The sequence below is a fragment of the Paenibacillus sp. FSL R5-0887 genome, from assembly GCF_038002305.1.
In the GTDB taxonomy this organism is placed as follows: Bacteria; Bacillota; Bacilli; order Paenibacillales; family Paenibacillaceae; genus Paenibacillus_AQ; species Paenibacillus_AQ odorifer.
This window is the reverse complement of sequence record NZ_JBBOCE010000001.1, coordinates 3,061,659-3,076,615: the sequence shown is the minus strand read 5'-3', so window position 1 is coordinate 3,076,615 and position 14,957 is coordinate 3,061,659. Positions and strand designations below refer to the sequence as shown.

Genomic DNA, 14,957 nt, shown 5'->3' with positions numbered 1-14,957 from the left:
CAACCCATATTCCATATTTGACATTCAAGGAGGTACACCCCATGACTCAACACGCTCCGGCAATTCTGCAATCTGCCCCGTTCATCCGGCGGTATCCGGGCAATCCTGTGCTGGATGCAACGAAGGTTCCTTACCCCACCGCACTGGTATTCAATGCCGGTGTAACGAAATTTAACGGCAAGTATGTGATGATCTTCCGTAATGATTACGGCTCACTGGTAGATCAGACGCTTGAGCCGCACCACACCACGGATCTCGGCATTGCTTACAGTGACGACGGGCTGAGCTGGACCGCCGGCCCGAAGCCAGTGTTCAAAATTCATGACGAGGAAATTATCCGCGCCTACGACCCGCGCCTGACCGTGATCGGCGGCCGTTGTTATATGTGTTTTGCCGTGGATACGCACCATGGCATCCGCGGCGGAATTGCCGTTACCGATGATCTGGAGCACTTCGAGGTGCTCAGCCTGTCTACACCGGACCTGCGCAATATGGTACTGTTTCCCGAGTTGATCGGCGGCAAGTATGTCCGGCTGGAGCGTCCCTTCACGGTATACAGCCGCGGCGGCCGGGACCGCTTCGATGCCTGGATCTCCGAGTCGCCGGACCTGAAGCATTGGGGCAACTCCAGCCTACTGCTCGCCGTCGAGCAGGTGCCGTTTGCCAATGACAAGGTTGGCCCGGCCGCACCTCCGGTCCGGACGGATAAGGGATGGCTGACCACCTTCCATGCGGTGGATGTGGACCCGGCCAGAGGCAAGCAAGGTTGGGAGGACACCTGGAAGAAGCGCTATACCGCCGGAATTATGCTGCTGGATCTGGAGGACCCCCGCAAGGTGATCGGCATGAGCAGGCAGCCGCTGCTGGCACCGGAGACAGACTATGAGATTGGCGGGGGCTTCCGCAATCATGTGATTTTTCCGGGAGGGATGATTGTGGAGGATGACGGCGAGGTCAAGATCTATTACGGCTCTGCGGATACGGTGGAATGTCTGGCAACGGCCCATGTGGACGATCTGCTCCGGCTCTGTCTGGAGCCGGAGCATAGATAAGATTGGAAGCAGGCTGAGGGCGGAAATGCGGAGTAACAGTAGGGCCATGTGCCATGATTGGAGCGGCTTACGCGGAGATTGTGCATGAAGTGCAACAATGCTAAATCAATAGCAGTGACCGTGGGGAGATTGTGCATAAAATGCAACAATACAGCTCAGTAGTAGCGACCAACGCAGAAATCCTGCACAAGGTGAACAAAACCGGGGCCGTATTTTAAAAGGAAACTTTGCTGATGCAGAAAAGGTTAGTATTACTCTGCCACTTCCGAAGCTGAACAGGAATATGACGACTTTATGAAAAGAGTAATAGAGCATCACTGGTGAAATCATTATTCACTGATGACAGAGTATTTTCTGAAGATATGAAAGAGGTGTTTATTTATGCTAAAAAGGTTAAAACTATTAAGTTTAATTGTTTGTATGCTCGCCAGTCTTTTAGCTGTCGTTCCTTTGACAGCAAGAGCGGCGGGCACAATTGTAAGCTATCCATTACCGTCGATCTATACCACGACCAGTCAATACACGGTAACAGCAGACTCTACAAATATACCGGTAATCGACACTTCGGCGGTATTTGTAAACTATAATTATTGTAATTTCTCTTTTTCAGGAACTACTACAATCACAATAACAGCAAGCGAGTCAATCAATACCTATAATATTTCTCCCAAAGCTTTGGGAATCACTGCAACAAAGAGCGGAAATACACTTACATTTACACTTTCATCACCAACATATCTTATAGTTAAAATCAACAACCTGAAAGATCTGGTTATTGCGGCAGATGCTCTTGAAACCAATGTTCCGGCTTCATCCGGTACAGGTATATACAATGTTAAAACTCAATACGGTGCCGACAGTACCGGTGCCGCTATGGCTACAACTGCAATACAAAACGCCATAAATGCGGCTAACGCAGCAGGTGGCGGTATAGTATACGTTCCAGCCGGTGTTTATAAGTGCGGAAACCTTGTTTTAAAAAGCAATGTTTCGGTTTATCTGGAGGGTGGTTCTGTTATAAGGGGTTCAGGAAATCCAAGCGATTACACTACCCATTTTCATAAGAATTCTCTGGGTAAGGATGGAACATGGTTTATTTATACTGAAACAAATGCAAACAATATTAAGATATACGGCAGGGGGACTATTGACGGCAATGGCCATTATATGAGAAATACAAACAATTATTTGAACAATATTCTAGTACCCTTGCAGTGCAGCAACTTCACGGTTGACGGCATAACAATAAGAGACAGCGGTGGCTGGGCTACAATAGTTACAAGATCTAATAACGTAACATTCCAGAATACAAAGCACTTCAACAACAATGAACTTGATTATGAAAATGATGCAATCGACATTCAAGAGAGCCAGAATGTACTCATAAAGCACACTGTAGCAGTATCGGAGGATGACACATACTCATTTAAGACATGGGATGTAGAAACTACGGATATAGCTGCAAACTGGCCTGGAAGTCCTGAAAGCCAGTCAAATGTAGTTGTGGATGATGCTTTGGCTTGGAGCAGATGTGGAGCATTTAAGGTTGGAGATGGAGTGAAACAGCTTCAGGATGGCATAGTTGTTAAAAACTCTTATGTATACCGGTGCTGGCGTGCTTTAGCAGTAGGTCATCTTTATGGAACTCCAGCAGCACAAAACATCATATTTGACAATATAGATGTAGAAGGCTTCTGGCCAAGATCCGGTGTTCACTCCAGATGGTTTGATCTTTCTGCGAAAACCGGTCCGATAAAAAATGTGGTCTATAATAATATAAATTTACGCGCTTTAGGTGAAGTTTCAATAATGAAGGGTTGGAGTGACACATCTACTGTCTCCGGAGTTACATTAAACAATGTTCGCGTCGGTGGAGTTGCGGCAACTACATTGGCAGAATTGAAAATAACAGATACTAACAGCTATGCTGCAGCTCCAAAATTCAACACATTGAAATTTGAAGCGGAAGGCTATAACCTTAGTTCAGGTGTTATTTCCTATGAGGCAAGCACTGATGGTGGGCTGGATGTTGGTGGAGGGAGTAATGGCGACTATATAGCATTTAAAAATGTAGATTTTGGTAGTACAGCTAAAACAAGTATTGATTTGAAGGTTGCATCCGCTAATTCCGGCGGAAGAATAGAATTCCACTTGGACAGTCCTACGGGCACTATGCTGGGTTATTGGACAGCAGAAAGCACAGGCGGATGGCAGACATGGTCAGTCAAGAATATCCCGCTTAATGCCGGGACTGCTGTAGGGACCCATACCGTATATGTAACTTTTGTTAAGTCAGATTCAACCACAGTTGCAAATTTAACCTGGTTCCAGTTCAAATAGAATGGAAACGGTTTGATTTAATTGCAATAAGATGGATAAAGGGGGATATCAAATGATATACCTCTTCATTCAGCTAAAGTTTTTTTCTACGACTGACCAACTAACACAAAAAAACAGCAAGTCTCCTAAGTGAAGTGAAATAGGGACTTGCTGTTTGAGGTTTTAATTAATTCATAAAGCTATGAATTGGAGCAGGGATTCGTCCGCCACGATTAACGGAGTTCGCGCAGTTGAAGCCGTTTACTGCTATAACTGGTGCATATCCGAGCAGGCCGCCAAATTTGGCCAAAGGTCATAGCTTCCAGCTTCTCTAGTGTAAGGGTACCCCGCTGAACCGCTTGAATCATGCCGTGATCTTCATTGACCGGAATAAGGCTCTACTATTAAGCCCACCTACAGAGGAGGCCATTACGCCACTTTTTTTAACATTGTCATTTAGGGCGTGTCTGAAAACTATCATTGAGTCAATTTAAAAATGGAAGCTATGTATAAAAACGCGAGGAATGACTTAGCCAACTTATCGTAACGAGTGGCCACAAGGCGAAAGTGTTTGATTTTATTGAAAAAGCATTCAACCAAGTGGCGTTCTTTGTACCGATACCAATCGACCTTCCATGGATGTTGACTATTCGTTTTAGGCGGAATGGTGTAAGTGGCCTGTTTAGTCGTAATCCAGTTCCGAATCGTTTCTGAGCCATAGGCTTTGTCGCCAAGAATGTGGCTTCCCGTAATATCCAACTCCTGAAGCAATTCGATCGCTGGAACAGAATCATAAACTTGACTACCCGTCAGTAGAAAAGCTAGAAGGTTGTCTAATCCATTGACTACGGCATGAGGTTTGGTCGTCTTGCCGCCAAGACTGACGCCGATGTGTTGGTTTACTTCGTGTCCATCTGCGTTTTTTTTTTGCACCGGCACTGTGTTGGTGGGTTTTGACCGATGTAGAATCGATGCTCAAGTTTTTAAAATCGGGTTCGATGTGAAGGGCTTGGAAGATGGCGATAAGGAGTCCGGTGTCTCTCCATTTGCAGAAACGACTGTAGGCCGTTTTCCATGAATTATAACGTTCCTATTAGTGGAACTGATTTCTTTATCTGATAAAGGTAAGATCTCTGAAGTGTTTGATTTTGTTAATAAAAATCTAATACTGGAGTATTCCAACAAGTTAAAGGATGCATTTAATAACGAATCTATAAAAGACTCATTTTATGAAGATCTTATGGAACTAGAATATATACAATTTAGATTCTTACATAAGACGGTCAAAGATACCTCTCCATTTTCCACAAACCATGGAACTAAAGGGGCAGAGTTTAACAATGTAGTATGTTTTATAGATGACAATGATTGGAATTCATATAGTCTAAATAAGTACTTAGAGGGACGTCCGGATATAGGAGCTATTAATACCAACAATTTTGATATACAGACAAGAACAAGAAACTTGTTTTATGTTATACGCTCTCGAGCAAAGCATAATCTAGCTATTGTTGTGGCAGAATCGCCGAATTGAGGCCTTTTTAATGCCAAGATGAAATATAACTCACACTACGCTGCTGTGATCATCGGTTTGGCCCGGGGGATCCTCGTCGTTGCAGAGAACGGGATGATTATCGATACCATTTTGAATGGCCTGGCTACTATGCTTAAGGGTTTGCCGAATTACTTGTTCACCACCATCATGCTGGTCGTGCATAATATTATTACGTTCTTGGTTCCTTCTTCATCAGGAGAGGCGGCCTTGACGATGCCTGTGCTTGCACCATTAGGCGATCTTGTGGGTGTTAACCGCGAAGCGGTAGTAACCGCATACCAATTTGGAAATGGATTAACGAATCTCATTTCGCCAACAGGCGGTGTGCTGCTGGCAGGTTTGGCCATCGCCCGGATCAATTTTGGACAATGGTTAAAGGTAATACTCAAGCTGTTTCCGATTCTTTGGCTGGTGGCGGCAATCTTTGCCGCAGTTTCCTCTGCTGTGGGCATGTAGTGGATAACATATTGCAAAGCCATGCGGGATTTCCCGCAGAAGATAATCAAAATCCCAAGGTCATACTGACCTTGGGATTTTTGACTCTACATATTGATCCTATTCCCCTCACATCACATCTGTAGAAGATGAATCAATCATTCTCCTAATCTATTATTGTTTATTTTAATAATTAATCGCAGTCTCCTCTTTGTTGTATATTTCCTCCTGATTTGTGGCCACAAATAATGTATGCTAAGAATTTAATCCGTTATTTACCTATCCGTCAGTTTCTGCCGTTCCAAACAGCAGAATACAAACTGTTCAGAAGATAACGCTTCCACGTATGATGTATTCATAACCAGCTGAGTGCTTCATCCGATACTAGTATCACAAATGAGGGAATTTAAGGTGAGAGAATATACGATTGTTAATATTTTATATACCCGCAAGAGTCCTGTGCGCATGAGTGAGCTGATTGCCGAAGTGGGGTTGTCCGAACGGACTCTCCGTGACGTGATCCGTGCACTCGACAAAACAGGAGAGGCGAATGGTTTCGGTATCCGTATGATCCGCGGCCAGGGTTATCTACTGGAGATTGGCGATGAAGCCAAATTCAGTAGCTACCAGGAAAAAGGAATGCTGCAGCTGGATCAGGTGGATCTCGATAATAAGCAATCACGCCAGCAGTATTTACTATTCTATCTCTTGCAGAACGATAACTATCAGTCTATGGATAACATGGCGGAAGAAATCGGCGTTAGCCGTTCTACTATTATTTCCGATCTGAAGGAAGTAGAGCAGCGACTTGCCGCTTTCCGGCTTAGCTTGAAACGTCGGGCTCATTATGGCATGAAAATCGAGGGGGAAGAGCAAGACTTCCGTAAAGCCTTTTCTTACTTTATCTTGCAATCGGGTCATACGCTGCAGCATACGGAGGATTTTCATGCTTTTAGTCAGGACTTTGATGCTGAGCAGCTTAAGGGATTTCTACTGCAAATCCTCAAGGAAAAAGAACTGAAGATCTCGGATGTGTTTCTGGATAATATCTTGACCCATCTGTTCATTCTTCTTTACCGGGTTTCCAAGCACAATTTCATTGTGGCTGGACAAGCCTTGCAGGGAACACCTGAGCCGCTGTATCAGGATATTGCCGGGAGTATTGCAGATTTCATCTCCTCTCAATACCAGATTAAGCTTCCGGCGGATGAGATTGATTATTTGGCGCTGCACATTTCTGGCAAGACCATTATGGAGCGGATGTCGGAAGAGACCAAATCGCATCTGCGGGAGGGAATCACGGCTATTCTGGAGCGCTTGGACCGCGAGTTCCTTACTGGATTCACTCAAGATCAAGAGCTGCGCGAAGCGCTTCTATTGCATATGTTCCCGCTGCTGAACCGGTTGTATTACAATCTTCAGCTCGGCAACCCATTGGTGGAGGATGTTTACAGCCAGTATGCCAATGTGTTCGTCATTTCCTTCCGCTTCGCTGAGATTGTAGAGGAGCAGTACGGGTTTCGGATGTCGCGGGATGAGGCAGGGTATGTCGCGTTGCATTTTGCCACTCATCTGGAACGGATGCAGCAGCGCAATCTGGAGAAGTTCAAGCGGATTGCCGTGATCTGCTCGACAGGAGGGGGCAGTGCCCAGTTAATCCGGCTGAAGCTGGAAGCGGTATTCCCCAAAGCGTCGGTGATCACAGCCTCCATCACGGAGGTGGGGGAGATCAGCAGCAAGCCTGTGGATCTGATTCTCTCTACTGTACCGCTGGCAACAGAGATTAAGGAAAAACCGGTGATCCATATCAAACAGCTGCTGGATGATCAAGAGATTCAGCGGATCAAAGAGATATTGTCTTTGCAGATTAATCGCACAGAACCATCCTACAAGCTGATGGATTTCAAGGATTTGTTCCGCAGGGAGCTGTTTCATCTGTCTGGTTCGGACGAAGATTACATGGAGCTGTTAAAGCAGCGCTGCCGGGAGATCGTGGGCAATCATTATGCAGCTGACGATTTTCCCGAACAAGTGCTGCTCAGAGAGCAGAAATTCACCACCATTTATAAAAATGGGGTGGCCGGCCCGCATCCGATGCGGATGAGCGCGATCCGCGACTGTATCAGTGTAACCGTGTTGAAGAAACCGCTGGTCTATGAGGGTAAGCCGGTCCAGTTGATTTTTCTGATCAATCTGGGTCCGGGGCAGTTGTTCCTGCACAAAGAGATCAGCAAGCTGCTACTGGTTCTAATGGAGAAGGAAGACAGCCGTAACCGGCTGCTAAACACGAATAGTTATGAGCAATTTATGAATGAGATAGAGAACCTACTATAAAAAAATGACGATACGGAGTGGAGAACCCATGGATTATGAACAAACGATTATGCAGATTATTGCCAGCAGCGGAGAGGCAAGAAGCCTTAGCCTAAAAGCGGTAAGAACCGCGCGCGCCGGAAACCTGGAAGAAGCGGGCGAGATGATTAAGAACGCCAAGACCAGCCTGACCAAAGCACATAAAGTGCAAACGGGGCTGATCCAGGCTGAAGGCCGGGGTGAAAAGACAGAAATTACGCTGCTGATGATTCACGCGCAGGATCATTTGATGAATGCCCTGACGGTTAGAGAACTGGCTGTGGAACTGATCGAAGAAATCAAAGAACGCAAAGCGCTCGAACTAGAATTGAAAGGATCGGTGAACTAAGATGAAAAAAATATTGCTCGCCTGTGCAGGCGGATTCTCGACAAGTATGCTGGTGGAACGGATGAAAGAATCGGCACGGACACAAGGGGTTGAAGTGGTTATTGATGCGGTGGCGGAGAGTGACATCGCCGATCAAAAGCCTTTTGACATCATTATGCTTGGACCACAAATGGGACACGCCGAAGGCGATCTGGCCGCAGAATATCCGAACATTCCAGTAACTACGATCGATATGATGGACTATGGCATGATGGATGGGGACAAGGTGCTGGCTACAGCACTTGAACTGATGGAGAAGGGGGCTTAAGTCATGGCAGGCGGCGCAGAATGGAGAGCCAAGATCCAGAAAGTCAGCACGAAAATCCAAAAAAACACCTATATCAGCGCTATTTCCAACGGTCTGATGGCCTTGATGCCAATTTTGATTCTGGGCGCTATTTTTTCCCTGATTAATGCACTCAAGCTTGATCCTTATCAGAATTTCCTGGAAAGCACTGGACTCAAAACTTATACTTCGATTCCGGCAACCGTAACCACTGATTTGATCGCACTCTACGCGGTGTTCTCCATCGCTTACAATTTCGCTACCCAACATAAGCAGCAAGGTTTTTCGGCAGGGATTTTGGCACTGATGAGTTTCTTGCTAGTTACACCAAAAGGACTGCTGGATGACGGTGTGACCAAAGCATTTGGTTACTCCTGGTTGGGCGCCAAAGGATTGTTCGTGGCAATCATCCTGGCACTGCTGGTAGGTAAGATCTATACCTTTGTATTGGAAAAGAAATTCTATATCAAAATGCCGAAGGGTGTTCCGCCCACGGTTGAGAAATCTTTTGCCGCGCTTACGCCTGGTTTTATCGTAGCGGTTCTGATGCTAGTGCTGACGGCGATTTTCGCCGCAACGAAATATGGCAATATGCACGAGTTTGTCTTCTCGATCATCCAGCTGCCACTGACTAGTCTGGGTGGTACCTGGTGGGCGATGCTGATCTGCATCTTCGTAATTCACCTGCTGTGGTTCTTTGGAGTTCACGGCACCTTGGTAGTCTATTCCGTTGTCGGCCCGATTTGGGTGGCTTTGGGACTTGAGAATCTGGACGCTTACCAAAGAGGTGTGGAAGGTACGCATATCATTGGTTCACCGTTCTTCCCGGTTTATGTACTGATCGGTGGTGCAGGGGCAACGTTAGGTCTCATTATTGCGATGCTGTTTGCCAAATCTACACGTTATAAGACACTTGGTAAACTGGCAATTATCCCAAGTCTGATCGGTGTCAATGAGCCGGTGATTTTCGGGATGCCATTGGTGCTGAATGTTCGGTTTATGATTCCGTTTATCCTGACTCCGCTGGTGAGTAGTGGTCTGGCGATTCTTCTGACGACGCTGGGTATCCTTCCTGTGCTGCATGGGATTCAGGTGCCGCTGGGCATTCCGGTGCTGGTCAATGGCTGGATGAACGGGGGCTGGCGCGTAAGTACGTTCCAGCTGGTTATGATTGGCGCAAGCTTCATGATCTACTATCCATTCTTCAAAAAAGCCGATGCCGAAGCGCTGGAGCAAGAGCAGCAGGCTGAAGCTAAAGCGGCAGCAACCGCTGCCACCCATTAATAAAAGGAGGCTCAACCGATGACTTATCCATTTCCGGAAAACTTCCTGTGGGGCGGTGCGGTAGCCGCCAATCAGGTCGAAGGCGCGTATAATGAGGGCGGCAAGGGTTTGTCCACTGCTGATGTAGTCAAATATTGTCCTCCTAAGGAACGGCAGAGCCTGGAACAGCTATTGTCTATGTCCGGTCCACAGCTAGAAGAGGCCATACAGGATGATAATCAGGGGAATTACCCCAAACGCAGAGGGATTGATTTCTACCACCGCTACAAAGAAGATATCGCCTTGTTCGCTGAGATGGGTTTTAAGGTATTCCGTATGTCCATCTCCTGGCCTCGTATTTATCCGAATGGCGATGAGCAGGTACCTAACGAGGCAGGACTGCGTTTCTACGACGATGTTTTTGATGAGTTGCGCAAATATAATATCGAGCCGCTGGTCACCATTTCCCATTATGAAATGCCGGTGCACCTAGTCACCAAATACAACGGCTGGGAATCCAGAGAACTGGTTGAACTGTTCGTCCGTTATGCGGAGACTGTGTTCACCCGTTACCGGGATAAGGTGAAGTATTGGCTGACTTTCAACGAAATCAACTGTACGCTCAAAGCGCCGTTTCTGGGCGCAGGGATTATTCTGGATGGCAAGTCAAATGAGAAGCAGATTGCTTTTCAGGCTTTGCATCACCAGTTCGTAGCCAGTGCGCTTGCGATTAAGCGGGGCCGGGAGATCAATCCGCAGTTCCAGATCGGCTGCATGCTGGCCCGCAAGCTGCTCTACCCATATTCCTGTCATCCCGGTGATGTACTGAAAGCACAAGCTGAGAACCAAATGGCAATGTTCTGCTCCGATGTTCAGGTTAGAGGCTATTATCCTTCTTATATCCGCCGGCATTTGGAGCAGCATGGAGTGACAATAACCATGTTGCCGGGGGACGAAGCTTTGCTGCGGGATAATCTTGTAGATTTTCTTTCCTTTAGTTATTACATGTCCTCAGTAGTCAGTGTAGATGAGAGTATCACGGTCACCACGGAAGGTAACCTGTCCTCAGGGCTGAAGAATCCCTTCCTGAAAACTTCCGACTGGGGCTGGCAGATCGATCCAAAGGGGCTGCGGTTTGTGCTCAAGGAGATGCATGACCGCTACCAGCTTCCTTTGTTCGTAGTAGAGAATGGTCTGGGTGCTGCAGATGTGCTCGAACTGGATGGCACGATCCGTGATCCATACCGGATAGAGTATCTGGCACAGCATATTAAGCAGATGGCGGAAGCCATTGCCGATGGCGTGGAGCTGATGGGCTACACCAGCTGGGGCTGTATTGATCTGATCTCGGCTTCCACCTCAGAGATGCGCAAGCGGTACGGCTTCATTTATGTTGATCAGGATGATGCAGGCAATGGAACGCTGCTGCGTCTGCGTAAGGACAGCTTTTACTGGTACAAAAAGGTCATAACCTCTAACGGTGCAGATTTAAGCTATTAGTGCGGGGTTATAGTTCTTGTTCGTTTTTTACGAAAACCTTGAGAAATCAAGGTTTTTTTGTTTTTTTAATAGGGAATAGAGATCGTGTGTGCTTCTTCTTATAACGAAGTTTTATCCGGGAAGGCACTTAACTTATGGGCAAGCTGCCTTTTAGCTGACTATTTCTTTAAATATTCCGAGAAATTCTCCTGAAAATCCAGTGAATGAATATCTTCCCGGAGATGGTGGTGGATTAGCGGGCCGATTTTGGCGGTTTCTTTTTGCACCATAAGCTCAAGAATGGATTGGTGTTCGTTCCAGATTTCTTCCAGCTTGTCGGTCTTAAGCATGTGCAGTCTGCGGTACCTGAGATAATGTACATTCGACTGCTGGATCAGAGTCCACAGATACTCACGTCCAGCAAGCCTGTACAAGGCCCGGTGAAACTCGTCATCTAAATTAAGGAAAGAATCTACAGCATTCTCCTGCCCGATGACCTCTTTCTGTTTCTTAAGAATTTCTTTAAGCTCGTGCACTCCTGGTAGTAAAAGCTGTGCAGAAAGATCCTTGAGGATCTCCTTTTCCAGTGTGCAACGCAAGTATGTGATTTGTTCAACAGATTCAAGATCAATAAAGGAGACAATATTACCTTTTTTCGGATAGATATCGGTATAAGATTCCAGTGCAAGCTGTTTGAGAACATCACGCAACGGCGTACGTGAAATCTGAAACCGCTCAGACAAGGCTGTTTCACTCAGAATGGTGCCTGGCTTTAACGCCAGCGTGAGGATTTCTTGCTTCAGTGTGTTTAGAATTTCAGCTTTAATTGACATTTCTGTTCCTGCTTTCAATTGTTAATGACAGATACAGTACTAGTATACATGATAAGTTCGTTCATTAAAATCATTGGGATGAAAATAGGGTGGATATTCCTTGATTTCAGGATAAAATTCCTGATCAAATTGTGATTGACAAAGAATTGTTCTTATTCTATGATCAAGTAAATCTTGTATACAAGATAGTTGAAAACGAATTCACAGGAGGGTTTATCAATGAACATGACGTGGAGATGGTATGGCGAGGGCAATGACAATATCACGCTGGATCATATTCGGCAGATTCCGGGTGTTATGGGGATTGTCTGGTCTTTGCATGAGAAAGTAGCCGGAGAAGTGTGGGAAATGGAACGGATCCAAGAAGTGGCGGATCAAATCACCAGCAAGGGTTTCAGCACGGCTGTAGTAGAAAGCGTCAACGTTCATGATGATATCAAAATCGGCTTGCCGACCCGTGATAAATATATCGATATTTATATCGACACCATTCGTAAACTCGCCAAGGTTGGCGTTAAGGTGATCTGCTATAATTTTATGCCTGTTTTCGATTGGACCCGCACAGAGCTGTATAAAGAGTTGCCTGATGGCTCGAATGCTCTCTTTTATGAAAAGGCTGCCATTACCGATAATCCGCGTGAGATGGTGGACCGGATTCTGAAGGGAGCTGGAAAGTTCACGATGCCGGGCTGGGAGCCGGAGCGGCTGGAAAAGCTGGATGAGCTGTTTGCGGCTTATGCGGATGTGACGGAAGATAAACTGTTCGACAACCTCCAGTATTTCCTGGAACGCATTATTCCAGTATGCGAGGAAGTGGACATCAAGATGGCTATCCATCCCGATGATCCGGCTTGGCCGATCTTTGGACTGCCGCGTATTATCCGCAATCGGGATATGATCCGCCGCTTTCTGGATTTGGTGGACAGCCCGTACAACGGTTTGACGTTCTGCACAGGGTCACTCGGCACGAATCCGGATAACGATCTGCCAGCGATGATCCGCGAGTTCCATGATCGTATTCATTTTGCCCATATCCGCAATGTGAAGGTATTTGAGAACGGTGATTTCATTGAGGTGTCGCACCGTGGGCGTGACGGAAGCGTTGATGTGGCCGAGGTGGTCAAAGCCTATCATGAGAACGGATACATTGGTTATGTACGTCCGGATCACGGGCGGCATCTGTGGGGGGAAGAGAAGAACTGCCGACCGGGTTATGGCTTGTATGATAGAGCTATGGGCATCATGTATTTGCTTGGTGTTTGGGATAGCTTGGATAATGTCAAGGAGGCAAAATAAATGCTGCATCTGACCAGAAGCAGTATCCAAGGGGAAAAAGCAGCTTGGAAAGCTGCTGGTGTGGAGCTTCCACAGTTCGACTATGAGCAGGTAGCAAACAATACACAGCTTAAACCGGAATGGATTCATTTCGGTGCAGGTAATATTTTCAGGGGATTCGTGGCAAATGCTCATCAGAAGCTGCTGGATAGCAGAAAGTCGGATACAGGTATTATTGCGGTGGAAACCTTTGATTTCGAAATGATTGATAAAGTCTACAAGCCCTACGACAATCTGACCCTTTTAGTGCTGATGAATGCTCGTGGTGATTTCCAGAAAAGAGTAGTCAGTAGTATTGTGGAGGGAATCGCAGCGGACAAAAACCGAGAAGCGGAGTACCGTCGATTGATCGAGGTGTTCGAGAATCCCAGCCTGCAAATGGCCAGCTTCACCATCACGGAGAAGGGTTACTCGTTGACGGATCCGTACGATAAATATTTTGGCATTGTGGAAAAGGATATTGAGAGCGGACCGGAGCATCCTGTTCATGTCATGAGCATTGTAGCTTCGCTTGCTTATCGAAGATATCTGAAAGGCCAATATCCGATGACCTTTGTCAGCATGGACAACTGCTCACACAATGGCGACAAGCTGAAGAACGGTGTTGTGTCCATCGCTAAGGAATGGGCCCAAAGAGGACTTGTTATAGAAGACTTTGTGCGCTATCTGGAAGATGAACGAGTAATAACCTTTCCATTGTCCATGATCGATAAAATCACACCACGTCCTTCGGAGAGTGTACAGGCAGCGCTTCTGGAACAGGGAATTGGTGATATGGATGTGATCATTACCTCCAAAAACACATATACCGCTCCTTTCGTAAATGCTGAGATCAGCGAATATCTTGTAGTGGAGGATAACTTTACGAACGGACGTCCACCACTAGAGGAAGCCGGAATTATTTTTACGGACCGGGAGACAGTCAACAAGGTGGAGACGATGAAAGTAACGACCTGCCTTAATCCGCTGCATACGGCGCTTGCTGTTTCCGGTTGTCTGCTTGGCTACACCTTGATCGCGGATGAGATGAAGGACGATACTTTGCGGAGGTTTGTGGAGATAATCGGTTACAAAGAAGGTCTGCCCGTCGTAGTGGACCCGGGGATTCTCAGTCCAAAGCAGTTCCTGGACGAAGTCCTTACGGAGCGTTTTGCCAATCCATTTATCCCCGATACTCCGCAGCGGATTGCTACAGATACTTCGCAGAAGGTGGGTATACGGTTTGGTGAAACTATTAAATCCTATATTCGACGGGAGGAGCTCGATCCAGCGCAGCTAACGGCGATTCCACTGGCTATCGCTGTGTGGTGTCGTTACTTACTTGGAGTGAATGATGCTGGAGAGGTCTTCACATTGAGTTCAGATCCGTTACTAGAAACACTGCAAGGTTACCTGCAAGGAGTTTCACTTGGAGACCAAACCGCTAGTGTGCGCCCCATTCTTGAAGATGAGCGACTTTTTGGGGTTCCGTTGTACGAGATTGGTCTAGGTGATAAGATTGAGATTATGTTCCAAGAAATGATGGCAGGCCCAGGAGCGGTACGGAGAACATTAGAGCACTATTTAAAGTGAAAGCTAGGCAGTTAAGTAGATTTGAATTAATATAGAAGAAAATAAAGCGAAAAAAGTCCCGAGGCAATCAATCGGGGCTTTTTTTTGT

The 14,957-nt window shown here is 46.4% G+C and carries 13 protein-coding genes and 1 pseudogene; 11 read left to right on the top strand and 3 right to left on the bottom strand.

Translation table 11 applies throughout. The features are described from left to right. The first annotated feature begins 41 nt into the window (after nt 1-41). Both MKY14_RS13725 and MKY14_RS13720 read left to right on the top strand, forming a co-directional pair. The gene (locus MKY14_RS13725) at nt 42-1,052 is read left to right on the top strand and encodes a glycoside hydrolase family 130 protein (RefSeq protein WP_340976649.1); all 1,011 of its coding nucleotides are present in this window, start codon (nt 42-44) and stop codon (nt 1,050-1,052) included. 381 nt (nt 1,053-1,433) lie between these two features. Continuing rightward, complete coding sequence (locus MKY14_RS13720) at nt 1,434-3,392, top strand: carbohydrate-binding protein (RefSeq protein WP_340976648.1); 1,959 nt, start codon at nt 1,434-1,436, stop codon at nt 3,390-3,392. 166 nt (nt 3,393-3,558) lie between these two features. Here MKY14_RS13720 and MKY14_RS13715 read toward each other — a convergent pair. Beyond that, nucleotides 3,559-3,831: pseudogene (locus MKY14_RS13715) on the bottom strand (DUF711 family protein); the annotation flags it as partial. 17 nt (nt 3,832-3,848) lie between these two features. Then, nucleotides 3,849-4,304 carry an IS5 family transposase gene (locus MKY14_RS30835; protein ID WP_445669872.1) on the bottom strand — a complete coding sequence of 152 codons (456 nt, stop codon included), beginning with the start codon at nt 4,302-4,304 and terminating at the stop codon, nt 3,849-3,851. Between MKY14_RS30835 and MKY14_RS13710 the strand changes: the two genes are divergently transcribed. The 7 genes from MKY14_RS13710 to MKY14_RS13680 all read left to right on the top strand — a co-directional run bounded on the left by MKY14_RS13710 (nt 4,240) and on the right by MKY14_RS13680 (nt 11,150). After that, nucleotides 4,240-4,449: a hypothetical protein gene (locus MKY14_RS13710; RefSeq protein ID WP_340976647.1), complete on the top strand. Its 210-nt coding sequence runs from the start codon at nt 4,240-4,242 to the stop codon at nt 4,447-4,449. The two genes, MKY14_RS30835 and MKY14_RS13710, sit on opposite strands and share 65 nt — an antisense overlap. Before the next feature lie 474 nt (nt 4,450-4,923). Beyond that, a complete protein-coding gene (locus tag MKY14_RS13705; protein ID WP_248549335.1) occupies nt 4,924-5,382 on the top strand; it encodes a TIGR00366 family protein in 459 nt (152 codons plus the stop codon). Between the two features lie 390 nt (nt 5,383-5,772). After that, nucleotides 5,773-7,695 (top strand): BglG family transcription antiterminator, encoded by a 1,923-nt coding sequence (locus tag MKY14_RS13700; RefSeq protein ID WP_340976646.1) that lies wholly within the window; start codon nt 5,773-5,775, stop codon nt 7,693-7,695. Nucleotides 7,696-7,723: 28 nt separating this feature from the next. Next, the gene (locus MKY14_RS13695; protein WP_038572728.1) at nt 7,724-8,062 is read left to right on the top strand and encodes a PTS lactose/cellobiose transporter subunit IIA; all 339 of its coding nucleotides are present in this window, start codon (nt 7,724-7,726) and stop codon (nt 8,060-8,062) included. A 1-nt stretch (nt 8,063) separates the two neighbouring features. Further along, nucleotides 8,064-8,369, top strand: coding sequence for a PTS sugar transporter subunit IIB (locus MKY14_RS13690; RefSeq protein ID WP_036683292.1), 306 nt, complete (start codon nt 8,064-8,066; stop codon nt 8,367-8,369). Nucleotides 8,370-8,372: 3 nt separating this feature from the next. Beyond that, nucleotides 8,373-9,671: a PTS sugar transporter subunit IIC gene (locus MKY14_RS13685; protein ID WP_340976645.1), complete on the top strand. Its 1,299-nt coding sequence runs from the start codon at nt 8,373-8,375 to the stop codon at nt 9,669-9,671. A gap of 18 nt (nt 9,672-9,689) precedes the next feature. Beyond that, nucleotides 9,690-11,150 (top strand): glycoside hydrolase family 1 protein, encoded by a 1,461-nt coding sequence (locus MKY14_RS13680; RefSeq protein ID WP_076187398.1) that lies wholly within the window; start codon nt 9,690-9,692, stop codon nt 11,148-11,150. 158 nt (nt 11,151-11,308) lie between these two features. Here MKY14_RS13680 and MKY14_RS13675 read toward each other — a convergent pair whose 3' ends face one another. Further along, nucleotides 11,309-11,962, bottom strand: coding sequence for a GntR family transcriptional regulator (locus tag MKY14_RS13675; protein WP_076128891.1), 654 nt, complete (start codon nt 11,960-11,962; stop codon nt 11,309-11,311). 219 nt (nt 11,963-12,181) lie between these two features. Between MKY14_RS13675 and uxuA the strand changes: the two genes are divergently transcribed. Together uxuA and MKY14_RS13665 are read left to right on the top strand one after the other, a co-directional pair. After that, complete coding sequence (uxuA, locus tag MKY14_RS13670) at nt 12,182-13,258, top strand: mannonate dehydratase (RefSeq protein ID WP_076191830.1); 1,077 nt, start codon at nt 12,182-12,184, stop codon at nt 13,256-13,258. Next, the gene (locus tag MKY14_RS13665) at nt 13,259-14,869 is read left to right on the top strand and encodes a mannitol dehydrogenase family protein (protein WP_340920087.1); all 1,611 of its coding nucleotides are present in this window, start codon (nt 13,259-13,261) and stop codon (nt 14,867-14,869) included. Nucleotides 14,870-14,957 lie beyond the last annotated feature (88 nt).

Excerpts from the sequence above, each read along its gene's own strand:
- MKY14_RS13705 (WP_248549335.1), top strand. The coding sequence starts at position 4,924 with ATGAAATATAACTCACACTACGCTGCTGTGATCATCGGTTTGGCCCGG.
- MKY14_RS13685 (WP_340976645.1), top strand. The coding sequence starts at position 8,373 with ATGGCAGGCGGCGCAGAATGGAGAGCCAAGATCCAGAAAGTCAGCACG.
- uxuA (WP_076191830.1), top strand. The coding sequence starts at position 12,182 with ATGAACATGACGTGGAGATGGTATGGCGAGGGCAATGACAATATCACG.
- MKY14_RS13725 (WP_340976649.1), top strand. The coding sequence starts at position 42 with ATGACTCAACACGCTCCGGCAATTCTGCAATCTGCCCCGTTCATCCGG.
- MKY14_RS13665 (WP_340920087.1), top strand. The coding sequence starts at position 13,259 with ATGCTGCATCTGACCAGAAGCAGTATCCAAGGGGAAAAAGCAGCTTGG.
- MKY14_RS13720 (WP_340976648.1), top strand. The coding sequence starts at position 1,434 with ATGCTAAAAAGGTTAAAACTATTAAGTTTAATTGTTTGTATGCTCGCC.
- MKY14_RS13675 (WP_076128891.1), bottom strand. The coding sequence starts at position 11,962 with ATGTCAATTAAAGCTGAAATTCTAAACACACTGAAGCAAGAAATCCTC.
- MKY14_RS13690 (WP_036683292.1), top strand. The coding sequence starts at position 8,064 with ATGAAAAAAATATTGCTCGCCTGTGCAGGCGGATTCTCGACAAGTATG.
- MKY14_RS13695 (WP_038572728.1), top strand. The coding sequence starts at position 7,724 with ATGGATTATGAACAAACGATTATGCAGATTATTGCCAGCAGCGGAGAG.
- MKY14_RS13680 (WP_076187398.1), top strand. The coding sequence starts at position 9,690 with ATGACTTATCCATTTCCGGAAAACTTCCTGTGGGGCGGTGCGGTAGCC.